This is a genomic window from Cupriavidus sp. P-10 (assembly GCF_003402535.2).
Taxonomy (GTDB): domain Bacteria; phylum Pseudomonadota; class Gammaproteobacteria; order Burkholderiales; family Burkholderiaceae; genus Cupriavidus.
Genome location: NZ_AP025172.1, coordinates 857,992 through 875,108 on the forward strand (window position 1 = coordinate 857,992; position 17,117 = coordinate 875,108).

The window sequence follows — 17,117 nt, forward strand, 5'->3', positions numbered from 1 at the left end:
GGCCTGGCAAGCAATGTGCCGGCCGAGCGAAGCGCCTGCGGCCAGGCAGTGCGCTGCCAGTGCCCCCACGGGCAGCGCACACTCGTCAGTGTGACATGAAGACTGGCAAAGACGACTGGCGCAGCAGGGCCCGGGTGGTGCCACCCAGCACAAGCTCCCTCAGCCGGGAGCGCCCATAGCCGCCGGCGACCAGCAGGTCGGCTTGTACCTTGTCCGCAAGTTGCGGCAGAACGTGGTCAGGGTCGCCCTCCCCGACCAGGAGATTGGCATTGATGCCATGGCTGGCCAGCCACGCGGTTAGCCGGTTTCCACTGTCACGGTAGCTTTGTTCCTCAATGGCAGCAGCATACTTGCCTGCGCCGACCACCAGGACGGAAACAGCACTGGCATGCGCGAGCCACAGCAATGCGTCCGCTACCGCCCTCGCGGCCTCTCTGCCGCCGTTCCATGCAATGGCGACATGGCCACCAAAGCGAGGTCCGGACGCGCCCGGCACCAGCAAGATGGGCCGGCCGGCATTGAGCATCGCATACTCCGCAACCCCGGCCAGCAGCGCCGGGACATCGGCATCCGCCGACGGCGGTGCGGGCAGGATAAGATCGGCGAAACGGCCCTCGTCGGCAAGCGCCCAGCCGGACTCGGCGTCAATAACGATATGCCGGGTGGGAATGTCCGGCGCCACTTGCCTAGTCAGCGTGTCGAGGGCTTCCTTGTGACCGGCAACCAGTTTGTGCAGCTGGCTGGCGGCAAGCGCCGCGTATTGTCCGGCTTCTTCGCCCGCCCCGCGAAACGGCTCCAGGTTAGTTCCAGTTGCAGTCAGTCCGACCACGCTGCCGCCAGATTCCGCGGCAACCCGTGCGGCCGTTTCAATGCGTGCCGACCGGGCTGAATCTTCGCTGAGGTCGACGAGGATGGTTCTAAAGTCCATGACGTGATTCCGTGGTTTGACCGACGTGACAAAAAATGCATAGGGCAGGCGCCGGGCTGGATCAATCGAGCGGGTAGGAGCGACGATATTCCGGCATAGTGACTGCCCAGCGCAGGTCGCGCTCGATGAGCTGGCGAAGCGCGTCGCTTGCCTGTGGCTCGCCGTGGACGACAAACGTACGCCGCGGCGCCTGGTGAAAGCCGCCAAGCCATGTCATGAGTTCCGCGGCATCGGCATGTGCGGACATGTTCTCGACCTGCTCCACCGACGCATGCACGGCGATGTCCTTACCATGGACGCGAATGTCGCGCCGGCCTGCGGCCAGCGCTGCGCCGCGCGTACCCGCCGCCTGGAAGCCGGAAAGCAGGATGGCATTGCGAGGGTTCGGACCGTAGGCGGCAATATGGTGGACCACGCGACCACCGGTAGCCATGCCGCTGCCAGCCAGGATGATCTTGGGACTTCGGTCGTGGTTCAGCCAGATCGACTGCTCCATGCTCTGCACCGGGATGGCGAGGTTGCAGGCTGCGGCGCACTCTTCGCGGCTGATGCGCAGTTCTTCCGGATGCAGCGAGAAAATCATGGTCGCATCGATGGCCATCGGGCTGTTGAGGTACACCGACACGTCGGGGATTCGCTTGAGCTCGCGCAGGCGGTGCAGGCAGTAAAGCAGGCTCTGCGTGCGCCCCACCGCGAAAGCGGGGATGATCAAACTGCCGCCGCGGCCAATTGTCCGGCTGACTATCTCGCCGAGCACATCGAGCGGGTGGTCGTCCGGATGCCGCCGGTCGCCGTAGGTGGACTCCACCAGCAGGTAATCCGCCTGACGCACCATTTCCGGCGCGCGCATGACGACGTCCTGCTGCCGCCCGAGGTCGCCTGAGAAGACGATGCGCTTGCCGTCGACGAACAACGTGACAATAGCTGCCCCGATGATATGTCCGGCCCGGGCAAACTCGGCCTCGATGCCGGGCGCTACCTGGAAGCGCTTGCCGAACTGCATCGGCTGGAGTCGCCGCATTGCTCGTTCAGCGTCGGCGGCCGTGTAAAGGGGCAATGCGGGGCGATGACGCGAAAAACCCTTGCGGTTCGCGTAATCGGCGTCTTCTTCCGCCAGGTGGGCGCTGTCTGGCAGCAGGATGCCGCACAGCTGCGCGGTGCCCATTGTGCAGTACACGCTGCCGCGGAAGCCGTTCCGCACCAGCAGGGGCAAATACCCGCTGTGGTCGATGTGGGCATGGGTCAGCACCACGGCGTCGAGCTTGGCCGGATCGAGCGGCAGTGGGTCCCAATTGCGCAGGCGCAGGGTCTTGTATCCCTGGAACAGGCCGCAGTCGACCATGACCTGTTGACTGCCGGTATCGAGCAGGTACTTGGAGCCGGTGACCGTATCGGTCGCGCCGAGGAATTGCAGTTGCATGCTGGTGTCCTTTGACGCTTGCGCGAAGCCGTTGGTCCCGCCACGGGTGCCGCTGGCCGATACAGCCAGTCTAGGTGGGGGAACCGAGTGGTGGTTGATACGGATCAATCATGCGGACATGCGAATACCTACGCTTGAACAGTGTCCCGCCCCGCCCGCCCCACGTGGCGTCCACGCAGAGCCAACAGCAGTGCGCACCGTGGCTCCGCGCGGAGCAGATCTTGGGAAACGTCATGCAAAATCGCTCCAACGCGTTGCAACAGGCCTGCCCCCAACCCAGGATTTCATCGTCCCGCGTCCGGCGTAGAGCCATGTCAAAATTCACCATCACCATCTACTCTGATTAGAGCGAATCTTAAGATGGGACTTGGGTCGATCCTTCTCAGGAGACATCTCATGTATAGGCGCATCTTGCTTGCCGTGGACGGCAGCCGCTCCTCCGACCTGGCGCTCAGCCAGGCGATCGCCATCGGCCGGGCCACCAATGCCGAAGTCAAAGTGCTGTACGTGGTGGACGACAGCGACATCTATTTCGGGACGGGCTCTTTCGACCCGCACGAACTGGTCAGAAAACTGGTCTCTCATGGCCGCAAGGCATTGGATGCGGCCACTGCCCGCCTTAACGAAGCCGGTATCCGCTGCAACGCACAACTGGACGAGGAGCCGGTGGCCCCAGGCCGGATCTCGACGACCATCGTCAACGAAGCAAACACCTGGAATGCCGACATGATCGTTTTGGGGACCCATGGCCGGCGCGGCGTTAGGCGCGTGCTGATGGGCAGCGTGTCAGAAGGCGTCCTTGCGCAGACCACCAAGCCGGTGCTGCTGGTCCGTAGCGAGATCGAAGGCTGATTGCGCCATGCCGCCGACCATGCGAGCGATGCTGTTCGAGGGTGCGGGGCTGCCCTTGCGCCTGCTGGACGTCCCAGTGCCCGAGCCAGGGCCGGGCGAGGTCCGCATTACCGTGGCCGCCTGCGGCGTGTGCCGCACCGATCTGCATATCGCCGACGGCGACCTGCGCTATCCCAAGCCTGCGCTCATTCCGGGGCACGAGATCGTCGGCACGGTCGAATCGTGTGGCACCGGTGTCACCGCGTTCAGGCAGGGCGACCGTGTCGGCGTGCCATGGCTGGGCCATACCTGCGGACAGTGCAGCTACTGCGTGCGACATCACGAGAATCTTTGCGACGCGCCGCAGTTCACCGGCTACACGCGTGACGGCGGCTACGCGGAGTACGTGGTGGCCGACAGCCGCTACTGCTTCAGCATTCCCGCCGCCTATGACAACGAGCACGCCGCCCCACTGCTCTGTGCCGGCCTGATCGGCTACCGCACGCTGCGAATGGCGGGTGAAGCGCGCCGCATCGGCATCTACGGCTTTGGTGCGGCAGCCCACCTGGTGACGCAAATCGCCGTGGCGCAGGGCCGGGAGGTCTATGCCTTCACCCGCACGGGCGACAGCGCTGCCCAGCAGTTGGCACACCAGTCTGGCGCATGCTGGGCCGGCGCCAGCGACCTCGATGCACCGGTACCGCTGGACGCGGCACTGATCTTTGCCCCCGTGGGCGCGCTGGTGCCGCGTGCGCTGCGCGCCATCGACAAAGGCGGCATCGTCGTCTGCGGCGGCATCCATATGAGCGACATCCCGGCCATGCCCTACCAGTTGCTGTGGGAAGAGCGACGGCTGTGCTCCGTGGCCAACCTCACTCGGGCCGATGGCGACGCGTTGATGGCGATCGCGGCCCACACGCCGCTACAGACCCATATCACCACCTATCCGCTCGAACAGGCCAACGTTGCCTTGGTCGACCTGCGCGCGGGCCGCCTGGCCGGCGCCGCCGTCCTGACTATCCATCCCTGAGTCTTTTCCGCCGCCTGCAGCAGGGATGCCAGGGAGAACGCTTGATTTGGCTGAAGGCCGGCACGCAAGTGCCTAGCATGCACTCATGGTTTCGTGTGCTTGGACGACCCGACAAGATTTCAGCCGACAAGCTTTCAGGAGAGGAACAAAAACCGCCGGCGTCTCCCTTTTCGGGAGGCTTTCAACGGCGCTTACCGACCACATTGAGAATGCGTTCGCCCTCTCTGGTCAGGCGAAATTGCCTCCGATCAGGTCTCGAGGTCTCGAGCTGCGCCAGCTGGCGCTCAACGAGTGCACTGATGTCAGCGGGGTCCAACTCGCGGGTATGTTCCGAATCGCTGAGAATCATCAGCGCTGCGAGCTCGTGGGGGCTTAGCATCTCTGTCTCCCGCAGAGGTTGACGATTACGCGTGCGGCGCTGCATGACGGAGCCGCATGGGCCACGCGTTGCAGCAACCGAATTTTAGGGGCCACTATGTCGGGTCGTGGCCCTGACTGCGGATCTTTTGAGGTAGGTCAAATCGGCATACCGTTTGGCCAAGGTTAGGTCCTACCGCTCGCGAAAAGGAGGCTCGCGCTTGATGTACTGACGGCCCGGTCGACATAAGATTGCAGGCGAAGGGTGTTTACTAAACCACGTTTGTTCAGTTTCTGGTCTGCGCTGCCTGCCTACAGGTTGAGAAATAAGAGATTTGGCGCGGCGCAGCAGTCCGGCAAATCCGGATTGGGTGTGAGGACCGGCTGGTGCCGGTGGAGTGGCGCGCCGCTGAAGGCCCGCCGCTGGTAGCCGTCCAGCGCGAGCGCGGCTGGACGAGCTGCTGTTCGTGATCATCCTGGACTGACAGACCGATGCTGGCCATCCCCAGCGCAGGCTGGTTAAGCGAGATCGGCAGGCGCGTCATGCTCGCCTGGAATGGCAGCCGCGAATCCGCCCGGGCGATCCATGACGCCTCACGTCGATGAACGTCCCGGCGCTTTTCTCGCACTAGTCTTCTGCGCACAACAGGGCGATACCTCAGCCGTGCCGGCGCAGGCCACGCCCGTTGATCTGAAACAAGAGTCGATCTCGCCTGCCGCCTAGACTGATTTGTAGCTTCTGCGAGAGGGCGATCATGGCTTACGACAGCATCCTGGTGCATCTGGACAGCAATCCGCAGGCGCTGCAGCGGCTCGAAGTGGCGGGGCACATTGCCGCGGCTAACCAGTGCCCGCTGATCGGCATGTACGCCGGTTTCGTTCTCGATCCGGGCATCTACCTCACGGAGGGCGCGCAGCAATTTGTAGCGGACGACCTGGCCCGGCGCAACAAGGTCAGGGAAAACGTCCGGGTGCAGTTTCTTGCTGCGACTCAAGCACTGCCGGTGCGCGCCGAGTGGCGCGCGGCAGAGCGAGAGTCCGTGGTGACAGTGCTGCGCGAGGCTCGCGAGGCCGGACTGATCGTTGCCGGCCAGTACGACGCCGACAACACCGAAGGCCCGGTGGCTCGACAGCTGCTGGAATCGTTGCTGCTGGAGACCGGCCGTCCGACGCTGGTCGTGCCGTGCGCCGGCAAGTTTCCCACCGTTGGCACGCGGGTTATCGTCGCGTGGAATGGCAGCCGGGAGGCGGCGCGGGCGCTGCACGATGCTGTGCCGCTGATGGCCGGTGCCCAGGCGCACATTCTTTGCGCACACACTGCGGCCAAGGAGGCAAGAGCAGACGCCACCCCGGTCGGCCACGCCGCGCGTGTGCTGGAGCACCACGGCGTGGCCGTGGAAATCGAACACGGTCCCGGCGGTGCTGACCTGACCATCGGCGAGCTCCTGCTTTCGCGCGCGGCGGATTCTAATGCCGACCTGATCGTGATGGGGGCCTACGGATACGGTCGCATGCGCGAACTGGTGCTTGGCGGCGTCACGCGTACGCTTTTGGACTCCATGACGGTACCTGTGCTGTTCTCGCGCTGAAGCGAAGACAGCCCAGACTGGAACCGGTTACTGCCATGAAAGCGCTTCAACGGTCTCGCTATAGCGCCTGCCTGCAGCGATGCAGCGTCGGATTGCTTTTTTGCATCGTCTGCAGCGCTTGTGCCGGCGCGCCCAATTTTCTCCGCCCTCCCAAGCTGCGAGCGGACCAAGCCGTGCGGGCGAGCATCTCGGCGCGCGTTGTGCCGCATGCCCTTGCTCAGGCGGAGGCGCTCTGATGGACTACCGGACGATCGTTGTCGAGCTTGGGCCAGACGCCGGTTGCGTCGCCCGTATCCGCATGGCTGCGGACCTGGCTTCCTGCTTTGGGGCGCATATCATTGGTGCCAGCGCGACTGGCCTGCGCATCGATCCCGTGCGTGGCGCCGGCGACGATGCGGCGCGGTACGCAGAACTTGCGCGCCGCCGCCTGCTGAGCCAAATCGCGTCGTACCGGGAGTTACTGGGCAATACGTTGGCTGATGCCACACCCGCGATCACATTCTCGCATCATGTCGTGGCAGAGGAGACCGGCTGGGTCCTGGCACAGGAGGCGCGCGTGGCCGATATCGTCCTGCTCGCGCGGCCGGCCACCACAGGGGGAGTCGTGCCATCGCTTACGGCCGAGGTGGCCGAATATGTGCTGCTGAATGCGGGGCGGCCGGTGGTCGTCCTGCCTAACGAGGTCCGCCGCCTGCATGGCGGCCACGTGGTGATTGCATGGGACGGTCAGCGCGAGGCCGCTAGGGCGGTAGCCGATGCGATGCCCCTGCTCCTTCGCGCCAGACAGGTAACGATACTTGGAGTCTGGGACCGGGCCGGCAGGCCAGATGCGAAATCGGAGCCGGTCGCGGGGCTGCGTCATTACCTGCAGCGTCATGGCATCGTTGCTGCCGTGCGGACCGAGCAGACTTCCTTGCCCGTTGGTCCGGTTATCTGCGATGTGCTCGGGGAGCTTGCCGCGGACTTCCTGGTGGCGGGGGGCTATGGGCACTCCCGCATGCGGGAGCTTGTGATCGGCGGGACAACGCGGACGTTGATGCGCCACGCCGAAGTTCCTGTTTTGTTCTCACACTAACAGCAGGCCTCGCAGGCAACTGCAATGGTGCAACCGATAGCGTCAGGGCGCTAGATCGGCGGCGCCGCAAAGCTCCAACCTGCAGGTTCACCAGCGTCAGGCCGTACTCGAACTTACGGTTTAGATGGGCACTGGCGGTGCTCTGCACCGTTCGGCGCACGATGCTGTGGCAGGCGGCCGACGAATCAGTTCAGTCTCCCAGCGAGCCAGACCACGGCGAGGTAAGTCAGCACGTGCGCGTACTGGTCCACGCCAAATGCCCACCAGTACTGCGGCAAGTTTGGCGTCAAATTGGCGCGTCGGCCGAGGCGCACCTTCCAGTGGTCGACCATGTAGTGGACGACGGCGTCGAAGATCCCCAGCCCGAGCCAATGGGTTACACCAAAGCCGCCGAGCAGCACAGCAGTACACAGGCCATGTAGCCCCGCGTGGGCATAGCCACCCGGGCTCCGGAAGTCACCCTTGCCGGCCAGCATCCAGCTCGGCTGCCACAGAAAGTCGCACACGAGATGCTTGGTGAACAATGCGAATAGCAGCAGTAACGCCATGGCCCGCTCTCCACCCAACGCCATGCCAGACCGCACGCCGCAGTGACGGCACCGCGCTCTGGCTTTTCATTATCAATGAACAGTAAAGAGTAAGACCACCATAGCTGCCACTGAAATCGATGCTGGCAGCAACATGCGTGGCGCTATTCAGGCCCTCGACCCGGGAGAACGCTGTGTGTCCGTGACCGAAGCGCCATCTCTTTTTTTGCGGTGCACAAATTTTTTTTGGAACGATCCCAACTATGGACAGGTGGACGACTTTGAATTTGATGCCTGATTCGCACAAGCGCATGCCACCATTCTTGCTGTACGCCTTCTTAGGTCATCTTTCGCATGCTGTCGCGCTTTGCTGGGATGGCCAGACGCGGACCCCAAAGCAGGTTGCATGCGCTGTTCTTCGCGGTCTCGCTGTCGGCGACGCTCTAGTCATCGTCGACCTGGAACTTCCACGGCTAGGTTTGATCCGGGTTAACGCCTTCGACGAAGTGTTGCAGCAGGTACGCATACCATGAGACAAACCTGCACTGTAGTGCAGTGCATCGGTCGTGATTTAGAGTTCTGAGCGTTCGTACCCGGGAGCGTCGAAGCGGATCAAGACGCTGGTGGTCTTCGCCGGCCCGTGCAAAGCCCGCGTCCTCCCGATGGCGCCCATTGACGTTGATCAAAGGGCTGCGCCGGCTCGCTGCTATCTTGAAACGAAGCACCGCCTCACAAGGATTGCACCCCCGACCACTGCATACTATCCAACGGCCGTGTCGCGCCGAGGCATAGGCGGGAGGAAAGCAAGGTCGATGAGTTCCGGTCCGGTCATGTTCGGCGCTGGCTACGTCTCACCCGGGTGCAAGGTGGAAGGCCTCTGATGAGCCTGATCTACGTGGTTGTCTGGCTGGTCGCAGGCCCGCTTTGGTGGAAGCTGCTTCGGCACGTTTGAGACGGCATTGGCAAGGAAAAGAGCCGGACTCCTGATTGGGGGCTAGCTCCTGACACCAGCAATCCGTTCCCCATTTGGCCGATAAGCAACGCCTGCTGGCGCTGTTTGATTCCGGAGAATTATCATGGTCATGACCGCGATGTCGCTCGCGCCCACGATCGTTTCACGAACGTACTCTGTCGGTCGCGCACTTCTTGGCTCCCTTTTTTTACTTTCCGGACTCCTGAAGATTGGCAGCTTCGCGGCCTATTCTGCGTGGATTGCCAGCGCTGAGCTACCGACTCCGGTCTTGCTGTTGGTGCTAACCATCGTGATTGAAATTGGTGGTGGGCTAACCCTGATTTCGGGCTGGAACGCACGGTTGGGCGCGTTGCTTCTTGCACTGTTCCTGGTGCCCACGACCATCATCTTCCACGGCTTCTGGCGCGCCGATCCGGCAGACTTCCTGAATCAGCTTAACCACATTCTGAAGAATGTCTCAATCCTGGGCGGCATGTTGGTGATATTCGCCATTGAATCGTCGCGTGCGCAAGCAAGAGCCCCATAGCTGCTATGGTGATAAAATCTCGCAAAAGCCGGGGTGCAGCAGAGCGAACGGCTTGCAGGTCAGGAAGGCAGAAACCGCGTACGAGAGCTGTAGTACCAGCGAGTCATGGTGGCTCCATCGAGTTTGCGGCAGGTGGCCAAGCTTTTACAATTGGGATTCCAGTGCCTAAAGCTCTTCTACGTGCGTACGTACCGCACTCCCCCGGGGATCAGCACCGACTGGTCTGCGAGACCCAGACGCATTATGGGCCACGTTTATCTGAGGCTGCGCGAGTAACTGGGTGGCAAGGGACTTCCTCTCTGCACCCCTGAGGTCTCAAAATGCGAACCCTTCGGCGCGCAAGCGGCGCTGTGGCGTCCGCGGATTATCCGCGCAACATCGAACAGATCAGGGGGAAGCGCTCGACGAACCCTTGCAGAGCCGCGTTGTGAGGCTGTAGAGGCTGTCACCACTCCATCGGGTCGATGGATATCCCGTCGAACTGCGCATTGAACTGAAGCAACTGCCTATGCCTCACGCACGGGCTATGTCATTGCCTCGTCGACATGACACGCTTTCCCAGTGACGGCCATCTGGTGTCCTGGGCTGGCCCGTGTCCGCGGCTGTCGCGATGGCGTTGAGTATGCCGACCTTGTCCTCCTGGCGATCGCCGTCCATTTCGCTCCGAATTGCGCTGCTGCGGCATGAGTCAACCGGCTTAGCGACGCGTACTCCTTTCGGAGCACATCGCACTGAGCAAGCTACACAAGTCAACCAGCCATGTTTCGCGTACTGGCTTTGACGTTCGACAAGCCCTGTCTATGCCCAAGTTCTAGATTGAACATGCGGTCTGCAGCCGCTAGGAGGAAATGTCCATGGACTATGCCACGATCATGGTGCATCTGGATGCGAGCCGTCATGTGCACCAGCGTCTGCACCTCGCAACCCAGCTTGCTCTAGAGTTCCACGCTGCGCTGATTGGGCTGCTCGCTGCAGGTAACCCCGACCCGAAAGCAATTCGCTATTTTGCTGATGGCGAGCGATACCTTGCTTCGTATAAAGAATGGCACAGACAGATTGAAGATTGGGCCCGTCAGGCTTTCGAAGGTGCTACAAAAGGTACTGCGGTAACTGCCGAATGGCGGGCACCAGACTGGACCACGGTTTCCACGGTACAAGCCGATGCCCATCTTGCTGATCTGCTGATTCTCGGGCAACGAGATCCGGATGACGAAGAGGCCTTCGCAGAGGATCACTTCGTTGAATCCGTCGTTCTACACTGCGGCCGGCCTGTTCTTGTGGTCCCTTATGCAGGTAGATTCTCTAGTGTTGGCAAGAACGTTGTGGTGGCATGGAATGGCAGCCGAGAAGCGGCCCGTGCGATCCGCGACGCGCTGCCACTCCTTCGACGAGCGGATAATGTTCATATCGTTTCCTACCTGCAGCCGGGGGTATTGCGCGATCCGTGGCTATCGCCGGTGAAACATACGGTGGCCTGGCTTTCCCGTCATGGCGTGCAAGCAAGCCATGAGGAGCCAGTGGTAAACGGAGGCGGCGATGAGACCGGCAAGCTGTTGCTGTCGCTTGCAGCTGACCGTGATGTCGATCTCATTGTGATGGGTGCCTACGGGCATACCCGCCTCCGTGAAATCGTTTTGGGCGGCATGACGCGCACGCTCCTGGAGTCTATGACTGTGCCCGTATTGATGTCTCATTGAGCGGCTCCAGCCTGCCATCAAGCGGGGCGGCTCGAACAGGCACCTGCGTCGCACGATGCGAAGCTGGCGAAGATGCCAATTCACGGACCGGCCTTCTGCAATCTCGCCGAGGCCTCACGTCGGGTCGATCTGGCGCTTGCCGGGGTAATCGAATGGAAGGGACTTCCCCGTCCCGAGGTTGCGGCGGAAGCCGCCAGTTGGCACCGACGTGCCATGATGGCGTGTTGAAGCTGCATCACAACCAACGAAGGGGAAGTCCATGGCTATCGTTACCGTTGGAATTGATCTCGCCAAGAACGTATTCGCCATTCATGGCGTCGACGAGGCCGGCAAGGCCATGCTGGTCAAGCCGAAGGTCGCACGCGATCAGCTGGTGCCGTTGATTGCGCAGTTGCCGCCTTGCCTAATCGGCATGGAAGCTTGCTCCGGCGCGCATTACTGGGCGCGGCTGTTTCGCCAGCACGGACACACGGTCAAGCTGATGTCGCCGAGACTGGTGGCGCCTTACCGGATGTCCGGCAAACGCGGCAAGAATGACGCAGCCGACGCGATGGCCATCTGCGAGGCCGTGACGCGACCGAGCATGCGCTTTGTGCCGGTCAAGGACGAGCACCAGCAGGCAACCCTGAGCTTGCATCGAACCCGACAGGGATTTGTAGAAGAGCGGACAGCTACTTACAACCGCCTGCGGGGGTTGCTAGCCGAATTCGGTGTGGTATTGCCGCAGAAGCCGGAGCGACTGCGCAAGGAGATCGGCCCCATCTGGAAGCCTTGCCCGGCTGGGCGAGTCGATGCATCCAGGACCTGCTGAACCATGCGGGCAGGCTGGAAGAGAAGCTGGACGAGTATGATCAAGCTATCAGCGAGATTGCCCGTGAAGACGAACGCAGCAAGCGCCTGATGCAGCTGCGCGGGGTCGGGCCGACTACGGCTAGTGCCCTGGCGGCAAGCATCGGGGCGGGACACGACTTCAGAAACGGCCGCCAATTGGCGGCTTGGATAGGGTTGACGCCGGGACAGCACAGCAGCGGTGGCAAACAGCGCTTGGGCAGCATCACCAGAGCCGGAGACGCTTACTTGCGTACGCTGCTGGTACTCGGAGCTCGCGCGGTCATGGCAAATCTGGGCGACAAGCAGGATCGATATAGCCGCTGGGTAAGAGACCTGATAGAACGCCGCGGTTACTGGCGAGCAGCCGTCGCCATTGCAGCTAAGAACGCGAGAATGGCGTGGGCCATGCTGAAATATGGCGATGCCTTCAAACATGCGTAAGCGCAGATAACTCGATCAACCAGCTTTCAAAGAGCTACAGCGGAACTCACGAACACTTGCACTGCCAGCGTTGATGTGAAGCGGGTTGGACCCGCGCGAGGCATACCTGGGAAAGTCAGGGGACACCAAGCCCGATAATCGAACGAGGCCCTCGCGCGCGTCTTACATCAGGGTCCGGGCCAGCGGCCCACTATGACCGTTTGTAGTACTGCAGTCCTTCACCTCCTCACACACGCTTAGCAGGCAAATTCCGCATGCAAAGGAATCTTATTGACGTCTTGCGCCAACGGGGAAGCCCTTGTAGTACTTTCCGTGCAAAATCTGGCGGTAAGAAACTAATTACCTTTACAAATCAAAGTGTTAGGAAATCATCAAGTTCACCTGCTTGCTGCCTTTCGATGCAAAATCTGGCGCCAGCCTTGCCAGCAAACGCAGCCCGAGAGCCCTTGGACAATGCAGAAAGGCGCGCTGCAAGTTTGTGCACCATAGAGCATATGTTCCTGCTAACCACTTGCTAGTCCATCGCGTCATTGAATTGGCACCGGGCGAATTCGCCGCGATGGATCGTCGTACTTCCACTTGATTGGCTTGGGATTCTTGTTGTGTTGACGGATATAACGCATCAGCTTGCGATCCAGGTCCTTCACCGAAGTGAAGACGCCTCGTGCGATCACATCGCGCTGAATGCGCGCAAACCAGTTTTCGACCTGATTGAGCCAGGACGTGTAGGTCGGCGTGTGGTGCATGTGGACGTTGGGGTGTTCGCTGAGGAAGTCGCGCACGCGCTCGGTCTTGTGACTGCTCACGTTATCGCAGATGACGTGGATTTCTTGCTCCGGTCGCTGACTGGCTACAACGTCAGTGAGGAAGGCCACGAACTGCTCACTGGTATGACGTGGCGCAGTCTTGCCGATCACCTCCCCGGTTGCCGTGTTGAGTGCGGCAAACAGGCTGAGCGTGCCGTTACGCTTGTATTCGAAGCCGTGGCTCTCGGCACGTCCTGGCGACAGTGGCAGCATCCGATCCTTGCGATCCAGGGCTTGGATCGCGGTCTTCTCATCCACGCAGAACACCGCCGCATGCGCGGGCGGGTTCAGATACAGCCCGATCACGTCTGCAGCCTTCGTTTCGAAGTTGGGATCGTTGGAAATCATGTGCCGCTCCAACCTGTGCGGGCGCACGCCATGTTTGCGCCAGATGCGCTGCACGGCCGAGATGGACACGTCACCCAGCTCCGCGGCAAGCTTGTAGCTGCTCCAGTGCGTCGATCCGTCCAAGGGCTTGCGCTTGAGCGTGTAGCTCAGAACACGCGCCTCGAGTTTCTCAGGCGGCTGCATGGGCGCTCGTCCAGGATGGCGCGCATACAAGCCCGCCAGTCGCTCCGCCAGAAACCGACTCGACCAACGCGAGATGAAACGCGAATCGCACCCCAGCCGCTCAATGATCGCGTCGCGCGACTCACCGTCGTCAAGCATCAGGATCAGCTTGGCCCGGCGCGCGTCGGCTGCCCGAATGGTTCGGCTGCGAGTCGCCGAAAGCAATTGTTCACGCTCGAGCTCGCTCAGATTCATTTTTCCCATGCACCTGATCTAACCATGAATGGGGTGCTTTTTCAATGACGCATTGGACTAGTCGCCAGCGCGGACGAAGTATTTCGTGAACATCCGCTCGGCCTCGCCGAGGCCCTCGTCGGTTAGCCACACCGACTTCGCCCGGTTCACCGGATCCCCGATGAGCCCTTTGTCGTGCAAGCGATTCAGCGCGTCCCAGTCAAAACTTTTCCAGGCGCGATTCTCGCCGCATAAATTGAGGTAGAGCAGCGCGAGGACGACCTCGTCGACTGCGTCGGTATTGATGTCCATCTTGCCTCCTCCTCGAAGGTGGCCCTCACGATCCTGTCGCACGCTGCCAGGGCGCCGCTTCGAGCAGCATGTCCTGGTACTGCTCAAGGGGAAATCGCAACGTGCCCCGAAAGTTCACATGCGACGAATGCGCCGGCCCCATTCGTCGCAGCCAATCGTCGTCGACTCGCTGTCCCTTGCCACGCCACGCGTCGACTGTCGCTTGCATGCGCTGCGTGTTCCAGGCAATCACCAGGTTCGTCAGCAGGGTCAAGGAGCCAGAAATCGCGATCATTTCGTCACGACGACGGCCGCGCTCCGGCGTGACCTTTCCCGTATAGATCGTACGCTGGAGCTCGTGCACCGACTCACCGCGACTGAGTAGTGCATGTAGTTCTCGGCGAAACTCGACGTTGCTGAAATAGTCGCACAGGAACAGGGTGCGCAGCAGCTTGCCAAGTTGTTCCGCCGCCCGATAAATCGGATCTCCTTGGGCTGCGCTGCCGAATCGCTGCAACGCGACCACAGCGCTGACACGCCCTGACTTGATTGATGCAACGAGCCGCAGCAGCCCGTCCCAGCCGTCGCGAATAGGCTTCAGTGAGATACCATGATCCACTATGGGAGCAAGATCTTTGGCTATCTCCATACCCCGTGGCAGATAGAGCTTGCGCTCCGACAAATTGCGTAGCCGCGGGCATAGATCGAAGCCGAGCAGCTTCGATACGGCCATCCCCATAATCGTATATCCATGCGTATCAACGGCAAGCGCGAGAAGGCCGCCGTCTTCGCGCGTGTCGCTGTGGCGCACTGCCCCTTCAATTGCGACCCCCGCCTGGCGCTCGTTAAGGACGATCGGCTGGTTGTACACGATGCCATGCTGATCCAGGACATGCGTGTAGATACCGACTGCATGCGTGCGCCTACGCGGATCGACACGAGCATAAAACAGATGAGGTGAAGTATCCAGGCTCATCGAGTCGCTCGAGGCTCGCTGCCCGCTTCCCCACAACTCCGTGATGGGGTGCGTACGTTGAAACTCAACCACGCGCGAGTTGGCTCGCGACAGCCGTCCCGACATCTCAAGCACACGCATTGTGTTCGAAATCGCCGCAGCATCGACTTGCTGAATCATAGCGGCAACGCCTTTCGCGTCGATCTCGGTGCCGTGTGCCATCAGTGCACCGTAGAGCGAGACAAGTTCGTTGGCATCGCGTGCCTTCCGTGCCAGCAGTACTTCGCTAAAGCTCGTGTGGACATCCACTTCCATCATCAGATCCGCAAACTGAGCTGTGCCGATCGCCTTGAACAGCAGGTCGCGTGTGCGCCTCGGTACCCCGTCCGTCGGTAGCGCCTCAAGTGCCGAGAGGTGCAGAGCGCCATCCTTGCCGATTGTCACGCGGCCGGCTTCGCGAGCTTCCTCCAGCGCCGCGAGGCCGGCCTTCAGGTTCTCAGTCAATCGCTCGAGAAAGGGATCCGCTGTAGCTGGTAGACCCAATAACGATAGGTGTCGGCCTCGCTCGGACTCCCAATCTGACGGCGGAATCAGCATCTGGTCACGTTCACGAAAGGATAGACTGTGGTTGATCCACACCGATCCGCGGCGCAGATCTTTGCGCAAGCTCGTGATCGCGGCGGCTTCCAAAGCGCGCAGTGCACGTTTACGATCGTCGCAGTCGACCATGGCGCGCCAGTTGGCGCTAATCGGCACTCCGTGGTCAATGGGCAACTCCGTCGCGCCGCTAACGCGCAGCCTGGCGATAAGCTCGAGTTGCTGCAGGCTTGGTTCTGCCTCTCGGCCCGATAATTCCAGTTCACATAGGGGTGCAAGGAGACTACGGATGCGCCGGTTGTCATCAGTCAGCGTTTCGCGCACGCTGGCTGCATGGCTGGCGGGAGGCTTGTCCTGTAGTTCCCCAAGCAGTGCTTCAATATCTGCAAGTCGGGCTTCCGCCGGACGCGTATTGTCGCGAACGAGCGCTTTGATCGCAACCAGTTGTTGTCGGTATTCAACTGCCGAGCGAGCCTGTTTCGTTGTGGTCTTGTTGTAAGCGTACCGAACCAGATCGGAAACGCGACGTCCGATTTGATAGAGCAGCGAATCGGTCAACTCGAGCAGTGTCACGCGTAGAAAAAACACCACCTCAAGCGTGCGCGTCGACACCTTGAGCTCGCGGGTCTTCACCGGACGGCGCGCCTGAATCCGCTGTGCCCAGGCACGCTGCTTATCGATCGGCACGGTGTCCAGCGTCCACGTGTGTACCCCGATCTCCTTGAGATACTGAATCTTCTCCACGGTTTCTGTGAGCGTCGTCGGACTGTGCCGGGCCGGCGGCGTCTTGAGCCACTCGAGAACGGCCATGCCTGCGGGCTCGTGTTGGCTCGATAGTTCTGCATCAGCGCGCACCAGTTGCGTCTCAGGAATGGTCGCCCCGATCAGATCGAGCGTGTGACGCTCGATCTCCGCCCAGATCGATCGTCCAAGATCCCGCAGGGTTCGGTCGGCGGGAATCAGAATCTTGCGCTCGTACAGCCAGTAGTGCGCGTGTTGAAGCAGTTCGTCGAGCGTGAGCGATTCTTTGGCATCCTGGCGCATCCATGCTTCGAGCTCCGCCCACTGGTCCAGGCTGATCGACTTCAAGCCCAGATACCCGCAGGCCCAGATCAGGTGGTCATAGAGCGTCTTGTACCGGCGATATAGAGTCCGGAGCGATGCGATCGTCGGCGTCGGTAGGCCGAGCCGCTGGCCGACATAGTGAAGCAACTGGCGCGGCAGTGTACTTACCTGGCCGAGGCTATGCCCACTTGCGCGCAGAAATACCAGTTGGATGGCCGCGCCAGCGCGCCGATCGGTCCGAAAGCGCTCATTGAGCACTGCGACGTCACTGTCGGTCAATGCAAAGTACCGCTCGACATCGAATTCCGACAGCCGCATCGGCAGCCGGTCACTTCCCACATAGCGAAATCCCAAGCCCGGCATCTCTTGCCCCTATCGAGATGGCGCGATCCGAATCGCGGGCGGATATGTTACGCCCTCTCCGCATTCGCAGC

The 17,117-nt window shown here is 61.3% G+C and carries 12 protein-coding genes and 1 pseudogene; 7 read left to right on the forward strand and 6 right to left on the reverse strand.

The features are described 5' to 3' along the window. Positions 1-85: 85 nt before the first annotated feature. A complete protein-coding gene (locus CTP10_RS33945; protein WP_116323498.1) occupies positions 86-928 on the reverse strand; it encodes a universal stress protein in 843 nt (280 codons plus the stop codon). A gap of 61 nt (positions 929-989) precedes the next feature. Continuing rightward, positions 990-2,348: an MBL fold metallo-hydrolase RNA specificity domain-containing protein gene (locus CTP10_RS33950; protein WP_116323499.1), complete on the reverse strand. Its 1,359-nt coding sequence runs from the start codon at positions 2,346-2,348 to the stop codon at positions 990-992. Between the two features lie 396 nt (positions 2,349-2,744). Here CTP10_RS33950 and CTP10_RS33955 point away from each other — a divergent pair, with 396 nt between their 5' ends. The 4 genes from CTP10_RS33955 (at position 2,745) to CTP10_RS33970 (ending at position 7,230) form a co-directional block, all read left to right on the forward strand. Further along, a complete protein-coding gene (locus CTP10_RS33955; RefSeq protein WP_116323500.1) occupies positions 2,745-3,200 on the forward strand; it encodes a universal stress protein in 456 nt (151 codons plus the stop codon). A gap of 7 nt (positions 3,201-3,207) precedes the next feature. After that, entirely contained in the window at positions 3,208-4,209 is a 1,002-nt protein-coding gene (locus CTP10_RS33960; protein WP_116323501.1) for a zinc-dependent alcohol dehydrogenase family protein, read from the forward strand. A gap of 1,112 nt (positions 4,210-5,321) precedes the next feature. Beyond that, positions 5,322-6,155 carry a universal stress protein gene (locus CTP10_RS33965; RefSeq protein WP_116323503.1) on the forward strand — a complete coding sequence of 278 codons (834 nt, stop codon included), beginning with the start codon at positions 5,322-5,324 and terminating at the stop codon, positions 6,153-6,155. 235 nt (positions 6,156-6,390) lie between these two features. Then, a complete protein-coding gene (locus tag CTP10_RS33970; RefSeq protein ID WP_158577759.1) occupies positions 6,391-7,230 on the forward strand; it encodes a universal stress protein in 840 nt (279 codons plus the stop codon). Positions 7,231-7,415: 185 nt separating this feature from the next. On the opposite strand, the gene CTP10_RS33975 is transcribed toward CTP10_RS33970, so the two are convergent. Then, positions 7,416-7,778, reverse strand: a complete 363-nt coding sequence (locus tag CTP10_RS33975; protein WP_116323505.1) for a DUF3307 domain-containing protein — start codon at positions 7,776-7,778, stop codon at positions 7,416-7,418. A 1,055-nt stretch (positions 7,779-8,833) separates the two neighbouring features. On the opposite strand from CTP10_RS33975, the gene CTP10_RS33980 reads away from it, so the two are divergent. The 3 genes and pseudogenes from CTP10_RS33980 (at position 8,834) to CTP10_RS33990 (ending at position 12,225) form a co-directional block, all read left to right on the forward strand. After that, entirely contained in the window at positions 8,834-9,256 is a 423-nt protein-coding gene (locus CTP10_RS33980; protein ID WP_116323506.1) for a DoxX family membrane protein, read from the forward strand. An 854-nt stretch (positions 9,257-10,110) separates the two neighbouring features. Continuing rightward, complete coding sequence (locus CTP10_RS33985) at positions 10,111-10,953, forward strand: universal stress protein (RefSeq protein WP_116323507.1); 843 nt, start codon at positions 10,111-10,113, stop codon at positions 10,951-10,953. Between the two features lie 259 nt (positions 10,954-11,212). Then, a pseudogene (locus CTP10_RS33990) lies at positions 11,213-12,225 on the forward strand (IS110 family transposase). A 527-nt stretch (positions 12,226-12,752) separates the two neighbouring features. Here the strand turns inward: CTP10_RS33990 and CTP10_RS33995 are convergent. From CTP10_RS33995 to CTP10_RS34005, 3 genes are read right to left on the reverse strand one after another with little or no spacing between them, the layout of a single operon-like run. Continuing rightward, complete coding sequence (locus CTP10_RS33995; protein ID WP_224007918.1) at positions 12,753-13,805, reverse strand: IS630 family transposase; 1,053 nt, start codon at positions 13,803-13,805, stop codon at positions 12,753-12,755. 48 nt (positions 13,806-13,853) lie between these two features. Further along, complete coding sequence (locus CTP10_RS34000) at positions 13,854-14,087, reverse strand: DUF6429 family protein (RefSeq protein ID WP_116321242.1); 234 nt, start codon at positions 14,085-14,087, stop codon at positions 13,854-13,856. A gap of 25 nt (positions 14,088-14,112) precedes the next feature. Beyond that, positions 14,113-17,046 carry a Tn3 family transposase gene (locus CTP10_RS34005; protein WP_271815924.1) on the reverse strand — a complete coding sequence of 978 codons (2,934 nt, stop codon included), beginning with the start codon at positions 17,044-17,046 and terminating at the stop codon, positions 14,113-14,115. Positions 17,047-17,117: the final 71 nt, after the last annotated feature.

Excerpts from the sequence above, each read along its gene's own strand:
- CTP10_RS33945 (WP_116323498.1), bottom strand. The coding sequence starts at position 928 with ATGGACTTTAGAACCATCCTCGTCGACCTCAGCGAAGATTCAGCCCGG.
- CTP10_RS33950 (WP_116323499.1), bottom strand. The coding sequence starts at position 2,348 with ATGCAACTGCAATTCCTCGGCGCGACCGATACGGTCACCGGCTCCAAG.
- CTP10_RS33955 (WP_116323500.1), top strand. The coding sequence starts at position 2,745 with ATGTATAGGCGCATCTTGCTTGCCGTGGACGGCAGCCGCTCCTCCGAC.
- CTP10_RS33960 (WP_116323501.1), top strand. The coding sequence starts at position 3,208 with ATGCCGCCGACCATGCGAGCGATGCTGTTCGAGGGTGCGGGGCTGCCC.
- CTP10_RS33965 (WP_116323503.1), top strand. The coding sequence starts at position 5,322 with ATGGCTTACGACAGCATCCTGGTGCATCTGGACAGCAATCCGCAGGCG.
- CTP10_RS33970 (WP_158577759.1), top strand. The coding sequence starts at position 6,391 with ATGGACTACCGGACGATCGTTGTCGAGCTTGGGCCAGACGCCGGTTGC.
- CTP10_RS33975 (WP_116323505.1), bottom strand. The coding sequence starts at position 7,778 with ATGGCGTTACTGCTGCTATTCGCATTGTTCACCAAGCATCTCGTGTGC.
- CTP10_RS33980 (WP_116323506.1), top strand. The coding sequence starts at position 8,834 with ATGGTCATGACCGCGATGTCGCTCGCGCCCACGATCGTTTCACGAACG.
- CTP10_RS33985 (WP_116323507.1), top strand. The coding sequence starts at position 10,111 with ATGGACTATGCCACGATCATGGTGCATCTGGATGCGAGCCGTCATGTG.
- CTP10_RS33995 (WP_224007918.1), bottom strand. The coding sequence starts at position 13,805 with ATGGGAAAAATGAATCTGAGCGAGCTCGAGCGTGAACAATTGCTTTCG.
- CTP10_RS34000 (WP_116321242.1), bottom strand. The coding sequence starts at position 14,087 with ATGGACATCAATACCGACGCAGTCGACGAGGTCGTCCTCGCGCTGCTC.
- CTP10_RS34005 (WP_271815924.1), bottom strand. The coding sequence starts at position 17,046 with ATGCCGGGCTTGGGATTTCGCTATGTGGGAAGTGACCGGCTGCCGATG.